Genomic DNA, 17,802 nt, shown 5'->3' on the forward strand with positions numbered 1-17,802 from the left:
TACGGATTTCATCGTGAGATCGGAGTTGGTCTGTCGATAACCGCAGCCGTGCGGCTAACCTGACCCGGTACGCGCGCGGCTCCGCAGCGCAGCGCGCGTTCGCCCAACCAGTGGACCGCGCCGCCACCGGCCCGGCCACTCGGCACCCTTCGTCCGTCGGACCCGCCGACGTACCATGGCGCCGGAATCTGCAACGCCGCAGGCCCAGACCGAGGAGAGACCCGTGAGCGACCTTCGCACGCTGCGCAACTACATCAACGGTGAGTTCGTCGATGCGGCGGACGGCCGCACGCTCGACATCGTGGACCCCACCACCGGCGAGGTCTACGCGACGTCCCCGCTGTCCGGCGCCTCCGACGTCGACGCCGCCATGGCCTCCGCCGCCGCGGCCTTCCCGGTCTGGCGCGACGCCACCCCGAGCACCCGGCAGAAGCTGCTCCTCAAGATCGCGGACGCGGTCGAGGCGCGCGCCGACGAGATCGTCGACGTCGAGGTGCGCAACACCGGCAAGCCCCGCGCGCTGACCCTCTCCGAGGAGATCGGCCCGATGGTGGACCAGATCCGCTTCTTCGCCGGCGCCGCCCGCCTGCTGGAGGGCAAGGCCGCCGGTGAGTACATGGACGGGATGACCTCGATCATCCGCCGCGAGCCGGTCGGCGTCTGCGCCCAGGTCGCGCCGTGGAACTACCCGATGATGATGGCCGTCTGGAAGTTCGCCCCGGCCATCGCCGCCGGCAACACCGTGGTGCTCAAGCCCTCCGACACCACCCCGGCCTCCACCGTGCTGCTCGCCGAGATCATCGGCGGCGTGCTCAAGGACCTGGACCTGCCGGCCGGCGTCTTCAACGTGATCTGCGGTGACCGCGAGACCGGCAAGGCCATGGTCGAGCACCCCACCCCGGCGATGGCCTCCATCACCGGCTCGGTGCGGGCCGGCATCTCGGTCGCCGAGTCCGCCTCCAAGGACGTCAAGCGCGTCCACCTGGAGCTGGGTGGCAAGGCCCCGGTCGTGGTCTTCGAGGACGCCGACATCGCCGAGGCCGTCGAGGGCATCTCGGTGGCCGGCTTCTTCAACGCGGGCCAGGACTGTACGGCCGCCACCCGCGTGCTGGTGCACGAGTCGATCCACGACGCCTTCGTCGAGGCGCTGGCCAAGGCCGCCGCTGAGACCAAGACCGGTGGCGTGGACGACGAGGACGTGCTCTACGGCCCGCTGAACAACGCCAACCAGCTGCAGCAGGTCGTCGGCTTCATCGAGCGCCTGCCCGAGCACGCCAAGGTCGAGGCCGGTGGCCACCGGGTCGGCGACAAGGGCTACTTCTACGCCCCGACCGTCGTCTCCGGCCTGAACCAGGACGACGAGATCATCCAGAACGAGGTCTTCGGCCCGGTCATCACCGTGCAGAAGTTCTCCGACGAGGACCAGGCCGTCGGCTACGCCAACGGTGTGGAGTACGCGCTGGCCTCCTCGGTGTGGACCAAGGACCACGCCCGCGCCATGCGGATGTCGCGCCGGCTGGACTTCGGCTGCGTCTGGATCAACACCCACATCCCGCTGGTCGCCGAGATGCCGCACGGTGGCTTCAAGAAGTCCGGCTACGGCAAGGACCTCTCCTCCTACGGCTTCGAGGACTACACCCGCGTGAAGCACGTCATGACCGCGATCTGACATCGCGATCTGAAGCACGGATGATCGTGTGATCTGACAACGGGCCCGGGTCGTTTCGACCCGGGCCCTGTGCCTTGTCACCCTGTCGGCCGATCACGTGACCGCCTGACAAGATGAACCTGCACTTCACGGGCGGGACTCCCTAGCCTTGCCGCATGAGCATCCCCACCGCTGACTCAGCCGCCGGCCAGGCCGTCAAGGCCGCCGACCGCGCGCACGTCTTCCACTCGTGGTCCGCCCAGGCGCTGATCGACCCCCTCGCGGTGGCCGGCGCAGAGGGCTCCTACTTCTGGGACTACGAGGGCAACCGCTACCTGGACTTCTCCTCGCAGCTCGTGAACACCAACATCGGGCACCAGCACCCGAAGGTGGTCGCGGCGATCCAGGAGCAGGCCGCGAAGCTCTGCACGATCGCGCCCGGCTTCGCCGTCGAGTCCCGCAGCGAGGCGGCCCGGCTGATCGCCGAGCGCACCCCCGGCGACCTGGACAAGATCTTCTTCACCAACGGCGGGGCCGAGGCCGTCGAGAACGCGATCCGGCTGGCCCGGCTGCACACCGGCCGGCAGAAGGTCATGTCGGCCTACCGCTCCTACCACGGCGCCACCGCCAACGCGATCGCCCTCACCGGCGACCCGCGCCGCTGGGCCAGCGAGACCGGGGTCTCCGGCGTGGTCCACTTCTGGGGCCCGTACGCCTACCGCTCCCACTTCCACGCCGAGAACGAGGCGCAGGAGTGCGAGCGCGCGCTGAAGCACCTGGAGGAGGTGATCGCCTTCGAGGGTCCGGGCACCGTCGCGGCGATCATCCTGGAGACCGTGGTCGGCACCGCCGGCATCCTGGTCCCGCCGCAGGGCTACCTGGCCGGGGTGCGCGAGATCTGCGACCGGTACGGGATCGTCTTCATCCTGGACGAGGTGATGGCAGGGTTCGGCCGCACCGGCGCCTGGTTCGCCGCCGACCACTGGGGCGTCACGCCGGACCTGATGACCTTCGCCAAGGGCGTCAACTCGGGCTACGTCCCGCTGGGCGGTGTGGCGATCAGCGCCGAGATCGCCGCCACCTTCGCCGAGCGGCCGTTCCCCGGCGGGCTCACCTACTCCGGCCACCCGCTGGCCTGCGCCTCGGCCGTCGCCACCATCAACGTGATGGAGGAGGAGGGCATCGTCGAGAACGCGAAGCACATCGGCGAGAACGTGCTCGGCCCCGGCCTGCGCGAGCTGGCCGAGCGCCACCCCTCGATCGGCGAGGTGCGCGGCCTCGGCGTGTTCTGGGCGCTGGACCTGGTCAAGGACCGCACCACCCGCGAGCCGCTGGTGCCGTACAACGCGGCCGGCGCCGCCAACGCGCCGATGGCCGAGCTGGCCGCCGCCTGCAAGCAGCGCGGGCTCTGGCCGTTCGTCAACATGAACCGGTTCCACGTCGTCCCGGCGTGCACGGTCACCGAGGAGGAGGCCAAGGCCGGGCTCGCGGTGCTCGACGAGGTGCTGTCGCTCACCGACGCACACACTGTCTGACGTACCGACGGAAGGCCCCGGGTCGCCCGTGCGCCCGGGGCCGTCCCATGCTCCGGAGGCCCCACCATGTCCAGCACCACCCTCACCCGCCGCCCGGTCGGCCGGCGCCGGCCGACCCGCCGCAGCGTGCTCGGCACCGCCGGGCTGCTCGGCCTCGGAAGCCTGACCGGCTGCGGCATCCCGTCCGCGTACGTCGCCGAGGACCGCCGCTCGGCCCCGGACCGCTCCGAGCGCGAGCAGCGGCTGGCCTTCTCCAACTGGACGCAGTACATCGACACCGACGACGAGGGCGGGCGCCCGACCCTCGACGCGTTCACCGAGCGGACCGGGATCCAGGTCACCTACACCGAGGACATCAACGACAACGACGAGTTCTTCGGCAAGATCGGCCCGGTGCTCACCCAGGGCACCGACCCCGGCCGCGACCTCATGGTGGTCAGCGACTGGATGGCCGGGCGGTACGTCTCGCTCGGCTGGGTGCAGACCATGGACCGGGCCAACCTGCCCAACGTCACCGCCCAGCTGGACCCGCAGCTGGCCGACCCGGCGTTCGACCCCGGGCGGCGGCGCAGCGTGCCGTGGCAGTCCGGGATCACCGGCATCGCCTACAACCGCAAGGAGCTCGGCCGGGAGATCCGGTCCACCGCCGACCTCTGGGCGCCCGACCTCAAGGGCCGGGTCACCCTGTTCGCCGGGCTGGACGAGGCGCTCGGCCTGCTGATGCTGGCGCACGGCGCCGACCTCGCGGCCTTCACCGAGGACGACGCGCACCGGGCGATGGACCTGGTGCAGAGGATGGTCGACGCCCGGCACGTCCGCCGGTTCACCGGCAACGACTACACCAGCGACCTGGCCTCCGGCGCCGCGCTGGCCTGCCAGGCGTACTCCGGCGACGCCGTCCAGCTCACCGCCGAGAACCCGGACATCGCCTTCGTGGTGCCGGAGGAGGGCGGGGAGCTCTGGGCGGAGAGCCTGCTCATCCCGAACCGGGCGGGGCACAAGCGCAACGCCGAGCTGCTGATCGACCACTACTACCAGCCCGAGGTGGCCGCCGAACTGGCCGCCGCCGTGCAGTACATCTGCCCGGTGCCGGCCGCCCGCGAGGTGCTGGCGGCCAGCGGGGACAAGGAGAAGGCCGAGCTGGCGGAGCACCCGCTGGTCTTCCCGACCGAGGAGATGCGGGCCCGGCTGCACACCATGCGCGACGTCACCTCGGCCGAGCGGCCGGGCCTGCACAAGGTGTGGGGCCGCATCACCGGGGTCTGACGGCTACCTGCGCACGGCGTCCAGTGCGAGCAGCGCCACGTGCAGGGAGAGACAGGACTCCACCTGGTCGAGGTCGACGCCGAGGATCCGCTCGACCTTGTGCAACCGGTCGTAGAAGGACGGCCGGGACAGGTGCGCGGCGTCGGCCGCCGCGGACTTGTTCCGGCCCTGCTCCAGGTAGATCCGCAGCATCTGCACCAGCTGGGCGTTGTGCTCGGCGTCGTAGGCGAGCAGCGGGCCCAGCTCGCGCTCCACGTAGGTCTGCAGCCGGGCGTCGTCGCGCAGCAGGTGCAGCAGGCCGCGCAGCCGGACGTCGGGCAGCCGGTAGTAGGCGGCGGCCCGCCCGCCGGGTGCGTCGTGCAGGGCGGCGTCGGCGACCTGGGTGGCCTCCAGCAGGGTGCGCCGGGCGTCGCGGACCGAGCCGACCGAAGAGCCGACCGCGACCACCGGGGCCGGTACCGGGGCGGTGTCCCGGTGCGCCTCCGCGGTCAGCCGGCGCAGCGCCGCCGCGAAGGCGTCCAGCGCGGCGTGCTCGTCCTGCTGGGTGCCGAGCGCGATCAGCACGCCCACGCCCTCGTCGTCCAGCGCGCCGACCAGGGCGGAGAGCCGGCAGACGCGGACGGCGCTCGCCGCCAGCTCGGTGAAGTCGCGCAGGCGGGCCTGGGCCTCCAGGGCGGCCGGGATCGGCCCGCGGCGCTGGCGCAGCACCACGCCGACCAGCCGCCGGCCCTCCAGCGGCACGCCGAGCGCCTGGGCGCGCAGGGCCACCTCGGAGACGGTCAGCGCGTGGGTGAGGATGCCGGAGAGCAGGGTGCGGTGGGTCTGCCGCTCCAGGCTCTCCCGGTCGCGGACCACCAGCCGGTTGAGCGCCAGCGCGGAGGCGCCGCGTTCCAGCAGCATGGTGTGCGGGTGCGTGCCGCCCTCCGGCAGCGGCCCCGGGTCCTGGACCAGGACGAGCCGGCCCCAGTCCTGGCCGCGGGCGCCGACGGTGGTCACCAGCCAGCCGCTGCGCGGGTCGTGGCCGGTCCGCCCGGCCGGGCGGACCCCGCGGGATCGGCGCTCCCAGTCCTCCAGCAGCTCGGTCTCGGGCCGTCCGGCGGTGTCGTGCGCCAGGACCTGGTGGGCGAGGTTCTCCAGGACGACGGGCCCGCCCGCCATCCGGGCCACCTGGCGGACCACCTCGGCCGGTTCGGCCCCCTCCACCACCAGCTCGTTGAAGACCTGGTGGACCGCCTCCGACGTGCGCAGCTGCTCCAGCTGGGCGTTGACCACCAGGGCGTGCACGGCCTCGGTGACGGCGACGAAGCGCAGCTCCCGGCGGAGCGCGATCAGCGGCAGTCCGCGCTGCTCGGCGGCGTGCACCAGGGCGCGCGGCAGCGAGTCGAAGTAGCGCCGGCCGAACTCGATGACCAGCCCGGCCACCCCGACCTCGTCCAGCTCGCGCACGTAGCGGGCCAGGCCCTCGCGGTCCTCGGGCAGCGCGATGCCGGTGGTCAGCACCAGCTCGCCGCCCTGCAGGACACCGGCGACGTCGGGCAGTTCGCTGACGTGGACCCAGCGGACCGGGCGCTCCAGGTGGGCGGCGCCGGCGACGACCTGGGGGAGGCCGCGCCGCATCACCTCCAGGTCGAGCACGCGGGCGACGGTGGGGAGCATCGCGGGGCCTCCAGGGTTCAGAGTGTCAGGTAAATCATCCATCGCGGCGACGACCTGTTGCCCTCCCCGAACCCTTCCACCCTGTAAGGCCCTTTGCGCTGAGGTTGTCGGAGTGACCCTTGTCACGCGCGGGCGCCAACGGGCATGGTCAGCGGGTCGGCTGTGGCGGAAAACGAACATCCCGGCGGAATCCGTTGCGTAACCGGAAAGCAACAGTGGAATCCCTTGTCGGGGTAACGCGGGGCTGTCAGGATCGCGCATCCCGGTGATCAACCGGACCGGATTCCCCCCGTACCGCAGACGCGGCGACTCGACCAGTCGTACCGACGCCGGTACGGGCCCTGCGCCCGCCGGCACGGGCAGCATGACGGGGACCAGCCGATCGGCAGACCGTACGGCGTTCGAACCGCGGGCCGCCGAACCACCGGGCACTTGGAGGAACCAGATGGACCTGACCGACTTCGGCGCGGGCGCGCAGTACATCGCGGGCCGGCAGAGCCGGGGGAGCGGCGAGCCCTTCCAGGTCGTCAACCCCGCCGACGGCAGCGTGGTCGAGCAGATCTCCCTGGCCTCCACCGGGCAGGTCGACGCCGCGGTGGCGGCCGCCCGGGCGGCGCTGCCCGAGTGGGCCGGCGCCACCCCGGGCGCCCGCTCCGAGGCGCTGACCCGGCTGGCCGCCGTCCTCACCGACGCCGCCGCCGACCTCGCCGCGGTGGAGACCGCGCAGACCGGCAAGCCGGTCAAGCTGGCCACCGAGTTCGACGTCCCCGGGACCATCGACAACACGGCGTTCTTCGCCGGGGCCGCCCGCAACCTGGAGGGCAAGGCGGCCGGCGAGTACTCCGGCGACCACACCTCGTACGTGCGGCGCGAGCCGGTCGGCGTGGTCGGCTCGATCTCGCCGTGGAACTACCCGCTGCAGATGGCCGCCTGGAAGATCCTCCCGGCGATCGCGGCGGGCAACACCATCGTCCTCAAGCCGGCCGAACTGACCCCGCTGACCTCGCTGATGTTCGCCAGGGCCTGCGCTGCGGCCGGCATCCCGGACGGCGTGGTCAACGTCGTCACCGGTGCCGGGCGCACCGCGGGCGAGCACCTGGTCTCCCACCCGGACGTCGCGATGGTGTCCTTCACCGGCTCCACCCCCGTCGGCAGGCGCGTCGCCGAACTCGCCACCGCGAGCGTCAAGCGCACCCACCTGGAGCTCGGCGGCAAGGCCCCGTTCGTGGTCTTCGACGACGCGGACCTGGAGGCCGCCGTGCACGGAGCGGTCGCCGCCTCGCTGATCAACGGCGGACAGGACTGCACCGCCGCCACCCGAGCCTACGTGCAGCGGCCGCTCTACGACGCCTTCGTGGCCGGCGTCGCCGAGCTGTACGGCGCGGTCCGGCTCGGCGACCCGCTGAACCCGCAGACCGACCTGGGCCCGCTGGTCTCCCACACCCACCGCGACCGGGTGGCCGGCTTCGTCGAGCGCGCCCGCTCCTACGCGACCGTCGTCACCGGCGGCCGTTCCCCCGAGAAGGGCCACGACGGCAGCGACCTCACCCGCGGCGCCTACTACGCCCCCACCCTGGTCACCGGCGCCGCCCAGGACAGCGAGATCGTCCAGGGCGAGATCTTCGGCCCCGTCCTGGTCGTGCTGCCCTTCGACGGCGACGACGAGGGCCTGCGGCTGGCCAACGACACCCCGTACGGCCTGGCCGCCTCGGCCTGGACGAGCAACGTCCACCGCTCGCTGCGGGCCACCCGGGAGATCGCGGCCGGCTGCGTCTGGGTCAACGACCACATCCCGATCATCAGCGAGATGCCGCACGGCGGCTACAAGTCCTCCGGCTACGGCAAGGACATGTCGCAGTACTCGCTGGACGAGTACACCCAGGTCAAGCACGTCATGTTCGACACCACCGCGGTCGCCCGCAAGGACTGGCACCGCACCGTCTTCGGAGACAGATAACCGGCCCGGGTGGCCCCCCTCACCCCCCTCTCTCCCCAGGAGGCCCGTTCCATGGCGTTCAACGAGCTCACCGACGGCCTGTCGGAACCGGTCCGCAAGGCCTGGGAACGCAGCCTGACCGGCGGCCGGGCCGCCCTCAGCCGCCGTACCCTGCTGCGCGCCGCCGCCCTCACCGCCGGCGCGGGAAGCCTGGCCGCCTGCGGCATCCCGGCCGCCAGGACCGCCGGCACCGGCGACTCCACGGCGAACGCCGCCAAGGACCTCTCGGACAGCGAGAAGGAGGTGAACTTCTCCAACTGGCCGCTCTACGTCGACACCGACGAGAAGGACAAGGAGAAGCACGGCACGCTGGAGGCCTTCACCGCCGCCTCCGGGATCAAGGTCAAGTACACCGAGGACGTCAACGACAACGTCGAGTTCTTCGGCAAGGTCAAGCCGCAGCTCGCCGCCGGCCAGGACACCGGCCGCGACCTGGTGGTGCTCACCGACTGGATGGCCGCCCGGCTGATCCGCCTCGGCTGGGCGCAGAAGCTCAACCCGGCCAACGTCACCACCGCCATCACCAACGTCGAGTCCCGCTTCCGCGCCCCCGACTGGGACCCGGGCCGGCTCTACAGCTACCCGTGGGCCGGCATCCAGACGGTGGTCGCCTACAACAAGAAGGCCACCAAGGGGAAGGAGGTCACCAGCATCGCGCAGCTGCTGGACGACCCGGACCTCAAGGGTCGGGTCACCTTCCTCTCCGAGATGCGCGACAGCATCGGGATGACCCTGCTCGACATGGGCAAGAACCCGGCGAAGTTCACCGCCGACGACTACGACGCGGCGATCGCCCGCCTCCAGAAGGCGGTGGACAGCAAGCAGATCCGCCGCTTCACCGGCAACGACTACGGCCAGGAGCTCTCCTCCGGCGACATCGCGGCCTGCGTCGCCTGGGGTGGCGACCTCATCCAACTGCGCGCCGACAACCCGGACATCGAGTTCGTCATACCCGAGAAGGGCTTCGTCACGTCGACGGACAACATGCTGGTCCCGGCCAAGGCGCAGCACAAGACCAACGCCGAGAAGCTGATCGACTTCTACTATCAGCCGGAGATCGCGGCGCAGCTGGTCGCGGGCATCGGCTTCGTCTCCGCCGTCACCGGGATGAAGGAGGAGCTGGCCACCCTCGCCCCGGACAGCGCGGCCAACCCGCTGGTCGTCCCCACCCCCGAGATGGCGGCCAAGGCGCACGTCTTCCGGACCCTCACCGAGACCGAGGAGAGCGGCTTCGAGGAGAAGTTCTCCAAGCTCATCGGCGCCTGACCCCCACTGACGGCAGAGAACCAGAGAGACACCACCCATGACAGAGCAGCAGCGCTCCGCGGCCACCGGCGGCGACGTCCGCCTCACCGGCATCGGCAAGACCTACGGCTCCTTCACCGCGGTCCAGCCGCTCGACCTGACCGTCCCGCAGGGCTCCTTCTTCGCCCTGCTCGGCGCCTCCGGCTGCGGCAAGACCACCACCCTGCGCATGATCGCCGGACTGGAGGAGCCCACCAGCGGCACCGTCCTGATCGGCGGCCAGGACGTGACCGCCCTGCCCCCGTACAAGCGGCCGGTGAACACCGTCTTCCAGAGCTACGCGCTCTTCCCGCACCTCGACATCTTCGAGAACGTCGCCTTCGGCCTGCGCCGGCGCGGCAAGAAGGACGTCAAGAAGCAGGTCGACGAGATGCTGGAGCTGGTCGAGCTCGGCCAGTACGCCCGGCGCAAGCCGCACCAGCTCTCCGGCGGCCAGCAGCAGCGCGTCGCCGTCGCCCGGGCACTGATCAACCACCCGCAGGTGCTGCTCCTCGACGAGCCGCTCGGCGCCCTCGACCTCAAGCTCCGCCGCCAGATGCAGCTGGAGCTCAAGCGGATCCAGACCGAGGTCGGCATCACCTTCGTCCACGTCACCCACGACCAGGAGGAGGCCATGACCATGGCCGACACCATCGCGGTGATGAACGGCGGCCGGGTCGAACAGCTCGGCGCGCCCGCCGACCTCTACGAGAACCCCGCCACCACCTTCGTGGCCAACTTCCTCGGCCAGTCCAACCTGCTGCCCGCCGAGGTCACCGGAGGCGAGGGCGACGACCTGCTGCTCACCTGCGGCGGCATCCGGCTCGCCGTCCCGAAGGCCCGCTGCGCCACCGACACGAAGAAGGTCCACCTCGGGGTCCGCCCGGAGAAGATCACCATCGAGCACGTCTCCGCCGAGGTCGCCGAGGGCCGCAACCGGCTGACCGGCACCGTGGCCGACTCCAGCTTCATCGGCGTCTCCACCCAGTACCTGGTGCGCACCGACGGGGGCCAGGAGGTCACCGTCTTCGAGCAGAACATGGAGCGCGACGCCCGGATCGTCCCCGGCGCACCGGTCGTCCTGCACTGGAACCCGGCGCACTCCTTCGCCCTGGACGCCGCGCAGGCGATCGACGCGGGCACCGGGGAGGAGGCGGCATGACCACCACCACCCCGGCGGCACCGCCGCAGGCCATACCCCCCGACGGCAGCCCCCTGCCCGACGCCGCCCCCAGGCCGAAGCGCAAGCTCACCCCGTACTGGCTGCTGCTGCCCGGCATCGCCTGGCTGGTCGTCTTCTTCGCCGTGCCGATGGTCTACCAGGGCTCCACCTCGCTGCAGACCGGCTCGCTGGAGGACGGCTTCCGCGTCACCTGGCACTTCGCCACCTACTGGGACGCCCTGGTCGAGTACCGCTGGCACTTCGTCCGCTCGTTCGGCTACGCCGCCACCGCGACCGTGATGTGCCTGGCCATCGGCTACCCGCTCGCGTACACGATCGCCTTCAAGGCGAGCAAGCGCTGGCGCAACGTCATCCTGATCCTGGTGATCGCGCCCTTCTTCACCAGCTTCCTGATCCGCACGCTGGCCTGGAAGACGATCCTCTCGGACGGCGGCCCCGTGGTCGGCGCGCTCAACGTGCTGCACGTCCTGGACCTCACCAGCGCGATCGGCCTCACCTCCGGCGACCGGGTGCTCGCCACGCCGCTCGCCGTGGTCTGCGGCCTCACCTACAACTTCCTGCCGTTCATGATCCTGCCGCTGTACACCTCGCTGGAGCGGATCGACCCGCGCCTGCACGAGGCGGCCGGCGACCTCTACGCCCGCCCGTTCACCACCTTCCGCAAGGTGACCTTCCCGATCTCGCTGCCGGGTGTCGTCGCGGGCACGCTGCTCACCTTCATCCCGGCGTCCGGCGACTACATCAACGCCCAGCTGCTGGGCTCGCCGAGCGAGCAGATGGTCGGCAACGGCATCCAGAAGCAGTTCCTGAACGTGCTCGACTACCCCACGGCGGCCGCGCTGAGCTTCATCCTGATGGCCCTGATCCTGGGCATGGTGACGGTCTACATGCGCAAGGCCGGGACGGAGGAACTGGTCTGATGTCCCGAGTGTTCACATGGATCCGCGCCCACCTGGTGGTGCTCGCGGGCCTGCTCGCCCTGGCCTACCTGGTGCTGCCCAACCTGGTGGTGCTCGCCTTCTCGTTCAACAAGCCGGTCGGCAAGTTCAACTACGAGTGGTCCGAGTTCTCCACCGACGCCTGGACCAACCCCTGCGGCGTCGCCGACATGTGCCAGTCGCTCTCGCTGAGCCTCCAGGTCGCGGTGCTCGCCACCATCGGCGCCACCGTCCTCGGCACCATGGTCGCCTTCGCGCTGGCCCGCTACCGCTTCCGCGGCCGATCGGCCACCACCGCGATGATCTTCCTGCCGATGGCCATGCCCGAGGTGGTGATGGCCGCCTCGCTGGGCACGCTCTTCCTCAACATGCGCATCCCGTTCGGCTTCACGACCATCCTGATCGCGCACATCATGTTCTGCCTGAGCTTCGTCGTGACGGCGGTCAAGGCACGCGTGATGAGCATGGACCCGAGGCTCGAACAGGCCGCCCAGGACCTCTACGCCACCCCCGTCCAGACCTTCCTCCGGGTCACCCTGCCGCTCGCCGCCCCCGGCATCGCCGCCGGCGCGCTGCTCAGCTTCGCGCTCTCCTTCGACGACTTCATCATCACCCAGTTCAACTCGGGGCCGACCACGGTCACCTTCCCGATGTTCGTCTGGGGCGCCTCGCAGCGCGGCATCCCGGTGCAGGTGAACGTCATCGGCACCGCGATGTTCGTCGCCGCCGTCGCGCTCACCGTCGCCGGCCAGTGGCTCGGCAACCGCCGGAAGGCCACGGCCTGACCGCCCGGGCCGCCTGCCGGCATACCGTCGGCAGGGGCCCGCAACCATCATCAATGTGCAGAAAGTGGCTGATAATGCATGGACTCCGCCCGCGCACTCAGTGACGCCAGGCCCACCCCCTTCTGGCTGGAGGACCCGGGCAGGCCGGAGGCACTGCCCGCCCTCGTCGGCGACGTCCACTGCGACCTGCTGGTCGTCGGCGGCGGCTACTCCGGCCTCTGGACCGCGCTGATCGCCAAGGAGCGCGACCCCTCGCTGGACGTCGTCCTGGTCGAGGGCAAGGAAGCGGGGTGGGCCGCGTCCGGGCGCAACGGCGGATTCTGCGCGGCCAGCCTGACCCACGGCTTCGGCAACGGCCTGCAGCGGTGGCCCGCCGAACTCGGGCAGCTGGAACGCCTCGGTGCCGCCAACCTGGACGGCATCGAGGACACCCTCAAGCGCTACGGCATCGACGCCGAGTGGGAGCGCACCGGCGAGATCGACATCGCCACCCAGCCCCACCAGCTCGAAGAGCTGCACGAGGTCGCCGAGGCCGTCGCCGAGTACGGCCTCGACGTCACCGTGCTCGACCGCGACGAGCTGCGCGCCCAGGTCGACTCGCCGACCTTCCTCGGCGGGATCTGGGACAAGGAGGGCGTGGCGATGGTCCACCCCGCCAAGCTGGCCTGGGGCCTCAAGGCCGCCTGCGAGGCCCAGGGCGTGCGGATCTTCGAGCACACCCGGGCCACCGACCTGAGCGAGCACGGCAGCGGCATGGCCGTCCGCACCCCGTACGGGCGGGTCTTCGCCCGCCGGGTCGCGCTCGGCACTAACGTCTTCCCGTCGCTGGTCAAGCGGGTCCGCCCGTTCGTCGTCCCGGTCTACGACTACGCGCTGATGACCGAGCCGCTCAGCGCGGAGCAGCTCGCCGCCATCGGCTGGCAGGGCCGCCAGGGGCTCAGCGACAGCGCCAACAAGTTCCACTACTTCCGGCTCTCCGCAGACAACCGCATCCTCTGGGGCGGCTACGACGCGGTCTACCACTACGGCGGGCACGTCCGGAACGAGTACGACCAGCGGCCGGAGACGTTCCGCACCCTGGCACACAACTTCTTCCGCTGCTTCCCGCAGCTGGAGGGGCTGCGCTTCACCCACGCCTGGGGCGGCGCGATCGACACCTGCACCCGGTTCAGCGCCTTCTTCGACACCGCCTACCGCGGCCGGGTCGCCTACGCGGCCGGCTACACCGGGCTCGGCGTCGGCGCCACCCGGTTCGGCGCCGAGGTGATGCTCGACCTGCTGGACGGCGCCCGGACCGAGCGCACCTCACTGGAGATGGTGCGCAGCAAGCCGCTGCCGTTCCCGCCCGAGCCGGTCCGGTGGGCCGGCATCGAGATCACCACCCGCTCGCTCCAGCGGGCCGACCGCACCGGCGGCCGGCGCAACCTCTGGCTGCGCACCCTCGACCGGATGGGGCTGGGCTTCGACAGCTGAGCCCGTTCGGATCACGTGATCCGGTACCGGTGTAAGAGAGACCCGCCGTCCGCCTCTCGTTGGTGACGGCGGGTCTCGGGTTTCCCGTCGCGCCACGACCGGCGACAACGCCGAGAGACGGGGACGGGACATGGAGAGCACCGGACTGCACTGGCTCGCCGAGGCGGCACCGGATCCGGAGTCCTGCCGGGAACAGTGGGAACGCACCGGGCCGGGCCTGATGCTGCTGCCCGCCGGCCGGCGCTGGGACGTCCTGTCGGTGCCGGGCCGGCTCGGCCGTCCCGTCCTCGACATCCTGGACGCCCGTTCCTGCGGGCCGGTCCTCACCGACTTCGGAGGGGAGAGCGTCGGCTTCCTCGTCCCGGTCGGGACGGCCGCCCGCTGGGTCGGCACCGGGGTGAGAACCGCGGGCGACGGCACCTGGATCGTCGTCCCGCACCCCGGACGGCGCAGCCGGGGCGTGCGCTGGCTCGTGCCACCCGACGGCTCCGGTCGGCTCAACGACCCGGTCCTGCTGGAGCTCGCCCTGCACGAGGCCGCCGCCCGGCTGACCGACTGGTGACTCCGCCCCCGGTCCGGGCGGCCGGCTCCGGGAAGGCCCGCACCGGTCGGTCCGGGGCTTGCCCGTCCCGTACCGGTCGGGCCGGGGCCGCTCGGGACGGGTGGGGGCCGGCGGCGCGTGGGCGCGCAGGACGGGCGCCCGGGTCAGACTGGAAGCGTGACCACCGCCCCGGACGCCCTCGACGCGTCCCTCCGCCCGGGGCCGGCCCAGCAGCGGCTCGCCGAGCTGGCCCGGCCCGTCTGCGACCGGCTCGGGCTCGCCCTCGCCGGAGGGCACGCGCTGCGCGCGCACGGGGTGCCGGCCTGTCCGCAGGACGGGCTCACCCTGGTGACCAGCGGCGGCACCGACCTGCCGCAGGCCGCCGCCGAGCTGGCCGCCGCCTACCGGGCGGCCGGCGGCGGGGTGGCCGAACGCCCGGGCACGCCGCGCCTGGAGCAGCTCGCCGTCCGGCTGGCCCTCGGCGGGCGGACGCACACGGTGGAGCTGCGCAAGGAGCCGCTGGGCCACCGCCCGGTCCGCCTGGACCTCGGCGAACCGGAGGCGCCGCTGCCGATGACCGCCGTCGCCCTGGAGGACGCGGCCGCGCTGGCCACCATGCTGCTCGCCGACCGCGGCCTTCCCCGCGACCTGGTCGACGTCCACGTGCTGACCGCCTGGTACCGGGAGGGCGAGCTGCTCGCGCTGGCGGGTGCGCTGGACACCGACTTCCAGCCCACCGTTCTCGCCGACCGGCTGGAGACACTGGCCGAGGCGGCCGACGGACGGTTCCGGGCCAGGGGAGTCGCGGGGGGCGAGGTCGACGGGCTGAAGCGGTGGGCACTGGCCTGGGCACAGGACCTCCGGCTGGACCTGCTGGAGACCCGGGAGGCCCCGGACGGGCTCCATGACCCGTACCTGGAGGACGTCGAGGAGGAGTCCCCGGAGCCCGAAGAAGGCTGATCCTCGCCCGTTCGGCCCAGCCGGCCTACGACCTGTAAGGCTGAATCCCCGATGCCCGTCAGCCTGTTCGTTGAGGCCGGGCACGGCGGCCACCAGACTGGGTGGTGAGCGCGGTAGCCCCGTGATCCCGTCGCCCGGCCCACTCGCGGGCGGCGCCACACCAGGGACTACGGCAGGACGCCGCCCGGGACTTCGGAGGCAGAGGGACTTGAGCAAGCACATCATCCACTGGATCGGCGGCGAGCCGGTCGCCACCGCCGGCACCGCTCCCCGTCGCGGTGACATCTTCGACCCGGCCACCGGCCAGGTCGCGGGCCACGTCGACTTCGCGGAGATCGCCGAGGTCGACCAGGCCGTGGCCGCCGCGGCGTCGGCCTTCGGAGAGTGGCGCAACGCCTCGGTGGCCAAGCGCAGCACGGTCCTCTTCAGCTTCCGCGAGCTGCTCAACGCCCGCCGGGACGAGCTGGCCGCGATCATCGTCTCCGAGCATGGCAAGGTGCACTCCGACGCGCTCGGTGAGATCGCCCGCGGCCTGGAGGTCGTCGAGTACGCCTGCGGCATCCCGCAGCTCATCAAGGGCGGCTTCACCGAGCAGGCCTCGACCGGCGTCGACGTCTACTCGATCCGCCAGCCGCTCGGCCCGGTCGCGATCATCTCGCCGTTCAACTTCCCGGCCATGGTGCCGATGTGGTTCTTCCCGATCGCCATCGCGGCCGGGAACACCGTCGTGGTGAAGCCCTCCGAGAAGGACCCGTCGGCGGCCAACTTCCTCGCCGAGCTGTGGAAGGAGGCCGGGCTACCGGACGGCGTCTTCAACGTCGTGCACGGTGACAAGGTCGCCGTCGACCGCCTGCTGGAGCACCCCGACATCAAGTCGGTCAGCTTCGTCGGCTCCACCCCGATCGCCCGTTACGTCTACGAGACCGGTACCCGCTACGGCAAGCGCGTGCAGGCGCTCGGCGGCGCCAAGAACCACATGCTGGTGCTGCCCGACGCCGACCTCGACCTCAGCGCCGACGCCGCCATCAACGCCGGCTTCGGCGCGGCCGGCGAGCGTTGCATGGCGGTCTCGGTGCTGGTCGCCGTCGACCCGATCGGCGACGAGCTGGTCGAGAAGATCAAGCAGCGGATGGCCAAGCTGAAGGTCGGCCCCGGCTGCAACGGCGACTCCGAGATGGGTCCGCTGGTCACCGGCCAGCACCGGGACAAGGTCACCTCCTACGTGGAGTCCGGTGTCGCGGACGGCGCGGAGCTCTCCGTCGACGGCCGCAAGCACGCGATCACCGCCGAGGACAAGAACGGCGCCCCGACGGCGGACGGCTTCTGGCTCGGCCCCACGCTGTTCGACCACGTGAAGCCCGGCATGTCCGTCTACAACGACGAGATCTTCGGCCCGGTGCTCTCCGTCGTGCGCGTCGCCTCGTACGAGGAGGGCGTCGCCCTCATCAACGCCAACCCGTACGGCAACGGCACCGCCATCTTCACCAACGACGGCGGCGCGGCCCGGCGCTTCCAGTACGAGGTGGAGGTCGGCATGGTCGGGATCAACGTGCCGATCCCGGTGCCGGTCGCCTACTACTCCTTCGGCGGCTGGAAGGCCTCCCTGTTCGGCGACACCCACGCGTACGGCCCGGACGGCGTGCAGTTCTTCACCCGGGGCAAGGCCGTCACCCAGCGCTGGCTCGACCCCTCGCACGGCGGCATCAACCTCGGCTTCCCCACCAACAGCTGAACCCCGCCCCACCCGCCCGCCGGCCGGACCCCTCCCCCCGGGGTCCGGCCGGCGGCCTTTCGCACGTCGCCGGTGAGTCCGCGGGTGCGTGCCGCGCGCCGGAGGGACCGTTTGCGCCGGCTCGTTGGTTGGCGTAGTGTTCCCTAGTCGCTCGGCAGGGAGCACCGGACACGCATCGGCGCGGACGGTCCCGGAGCGGCCAATCCCTAGAAACACCACTTCCCGGTTCGGGCTGGGTCGTGCTTTGCCTTTTTCGGCGGTGCGGCTCGGGTCTTATTCGGCGTGTCCGTTTATATGGGTTGCGGCCGGATTCGCTTCTCGGAGCGGGGATGGGCTAGAGTTTGAAACGTCGGACGGGGCGTCAAGCCGCAGAAGACATCAGCGAGTTGGATGAACGAAGCGCCGGAAACGGAGCGGAAAATATCTGATAAGCTGGGAACACGAAAGAACGAAGCGCCCGGAGGGCCCGCTGGAAGGCGGTCCGAAGGAAGTGTCCGTTCCTTGAGAACTCAACAGCGTGCCAAAAGTCAACGCCAGATATGTTGACATCCCCGGCCTCGGACTTGTTCCGGGGTTGGAGATTCCTTTTGAAATAACACAGCGAGGACGCAGTGCGCGGGGCCGCCCTATTCCGGTGGTTGCCGTGCCGCTCAACGCGGGTGTGAACGGGATTACCCGTAATCATTCACGGAGAGTTTGATCCTGGCTCAGGACGAACGCTGGCGGCGTGCTTAACACATGCAAGTCGAACGGTGAAGCCCTTCGGGGTGGATCAGTGGCGAACGGGTGAGTAACACGTGGGCAA

13 protein-coding genes and 1 rRNA gene are annotated in these 17,802 nt (G+C 71.2%); 13 read left to right on the top strand and 1 reads right to left on the bottom strand.

The genetic code is table 11. From position 1 onward, the window contains the following. Positions 1-175 precede the first annotated feature (175 nt). The 3 genes from J5Y04_RS09810 (at position 176) to J5Y04_RS09820 (ending at position 4,449) form a co-directional block, all read left to right on the top strand. Positions 176-1,669 (top strand): gamma-aminobutyraldehyde dehydrogenase, encoded by a 1,494-nt coding sequence (locus J5Y04_RS09810; RefSeq protein WP_148642757.1) that lies wholly within the window; start codon positions 176-178, stop codon positions 1,667-1,669. Positions 1,670-1,824: 155 nt separating this feature from the next. Beyond that, positions 1,825-3,183, top strand: coding sequence for an aspartate aminotransferase family protein (locus J5Y04_RS09815; protein WP_148642756.1), 1,359 nt, complete (start codon positions 1,825-1,827; stop codon positions 3,181-3,183). A 66-nt stretch (positions 3,184-3,249) separates the two neighbouring features. Beyond that, positions 3,250-4,449: a spermidine/putrescine ABC transporter substrate-binding protein gene (locus J5Y04_RS09820; RefSeq protein ID WP_209411468.1), complete on the top strand. Its 1,200-nt coding sequence runs from the start codon at positions 3,250-3,252 to the stop codon at positions 4,447-4,449. A gap of 3 nt (positions 4,450-4,452) precedes the next feature. Here the strand turns inward: J5Y04_RS09820 and J5Y04_RS09825 are convergent, their stop codons facing one another. After that, on the bottom strand, positions 4,453-6,105 hold the full coding sequence (locus J5Y04_RS09825; RefSeq protein WP_209411470.1) for a PucR family transcriptional regulator: 1,653 nt from the start codon (positions 6,103-6,105) through the stop codon (positions 4,453-4,455). A 445-nt stretch (positions 6,106-6,550) separates the two neighbouring features. On the opposite strand from J5Y04_RS09825, the gene J5Y04_RS09830 reads away from it, so the two are divergent. From J5Y04_RS09830 to J5Y04_RS09875, 10 genes are all read left to right on the top strand, one after another. Continuing rightward, positions 6,551-8,062, top strand: a complete 1,512-nt coding sequence (locus J5Y04_RS09830) for a gamma-aminobutyraldehyde dehydrogenase (RefSeq protein WP_209411472.1) — start codon at positions 6,551-6,553, stop codon at positions 8,060-8,062. Positions 8,063-8,113: 51 nt separating this feature from the next. Next, complete coding sequence (locus J5Y04_RS09835) at positions 8,114-9,367, top strand: PotD/PotF family extracellular solute-binding protein (protein WP_209411474.1); 1,254 nt, start codon at positions 8,114-8,116, stop codon at positions 9,365-9,367. A 37-nt stretch (positions 9,368-9,404) separates the two neighbouring features. Continuing rightward, positions 9,405-10,547 carry an ABC transporter ATP-binding protein gene (locus tag J5Y04_RS09840; protein ID WP_209411476.1) on the top strand — a complete coding sequence of 381 codons (1,143 nt, stop codon included), beginning with the start codon at positions 9,405-9,407 and terminating at the stop codon, positions 10,545-10,547. Further along, a complete protein-coding gene (locus tag J5Y04_RS09845; protein ID WP_209411478.1) occupies positions 10,544-11,488 on the top strand; it encodes an ABC transporter permease in 945 nt (314 codons plus the stop codon). Before J5Y04_RS09840 ends, J5Y04_RS09845 begins: the two co-directional genes overlap by 4 nt. Beyond that, positions 11,488-12,291: an ABC transporter permease gene (locus J5Y04_RS09850; RefSeq protein ID WP_148642749.1), complete on the top strand. Its 804-nt coding sequence runs from the start codon at positions 11,488-11,490 to the stop codon at positions 12,289-12,291. The genes J5Y04_RS09845 and J5Y04_RS09850 overlap by 1 nt, the downstream gene beginning before the upstream one ends. Before the next feature lie 78 nt (positions 12,292-12,369). Further along, a complete protein-coding gene (locus J5Y04_RS09855; protein ID WP_209411480.1) occupies positions 12,370-13,764 on the top strand; it encodes an FAD-binding oxidoreductase in 1,395 nt (464 codons plus the stop codon). A 130-nt stretch (positions 13,765-13,894) separates the two neighbouring features. Continuing rightward, complete coding sequence (locus J5Y04_RS09860) at positions 13,895-14,326, top strand: hypothetical protein (RefSeq protein ID WP_209411482.1); 432 nt, start codon at positions 13,895-13,897, stop codon at positions 14,324-14,326. 156 nt (positions 14,327-14,482) lie between these two features. Then, the gene (locus J5Y04_RS09865; RefSeq protein ID WP_209411484.1) at positions 14,483-15,265 is read left to right on the top strand and encodes a hypothetical protein; all 783 of its coding nucleotides are present in this window, start codon (positions 14,483-14,485) and stop codon (positions 15,263-15,265) included. A gap of 208 nt (positions 15,266-15,473) precedes the next feature. Beyond that, positions 15,474-16,997: a CoA-acylating methylmalonate-semialdehyde dehydrogenase gene (locus J5Y04_RS09870; RefSeq protein ID WP_209411485.1), complete on the top strand. Its 1,524-nt coding sequence runs from the start codon at positions 15,474-15,476 to the stop codon at positions 16,995-16,997. A gap of 684 nt (positions 16,998-17,681) precedes the next feature. After that, positions 17,682-17,802 (top strand): 16S ribosomal RNA (locus J5Y04_RS09875); the annotation flags it as partial.

The organism is Kitasatospora sp. RG8, from assembly GCF_017813315.1.
Classification (GTDB): Bacteria; Actinomycetota; Actinomycetes; order Streptomycetales; family Streptomycetaceae; genus Kitasatospora.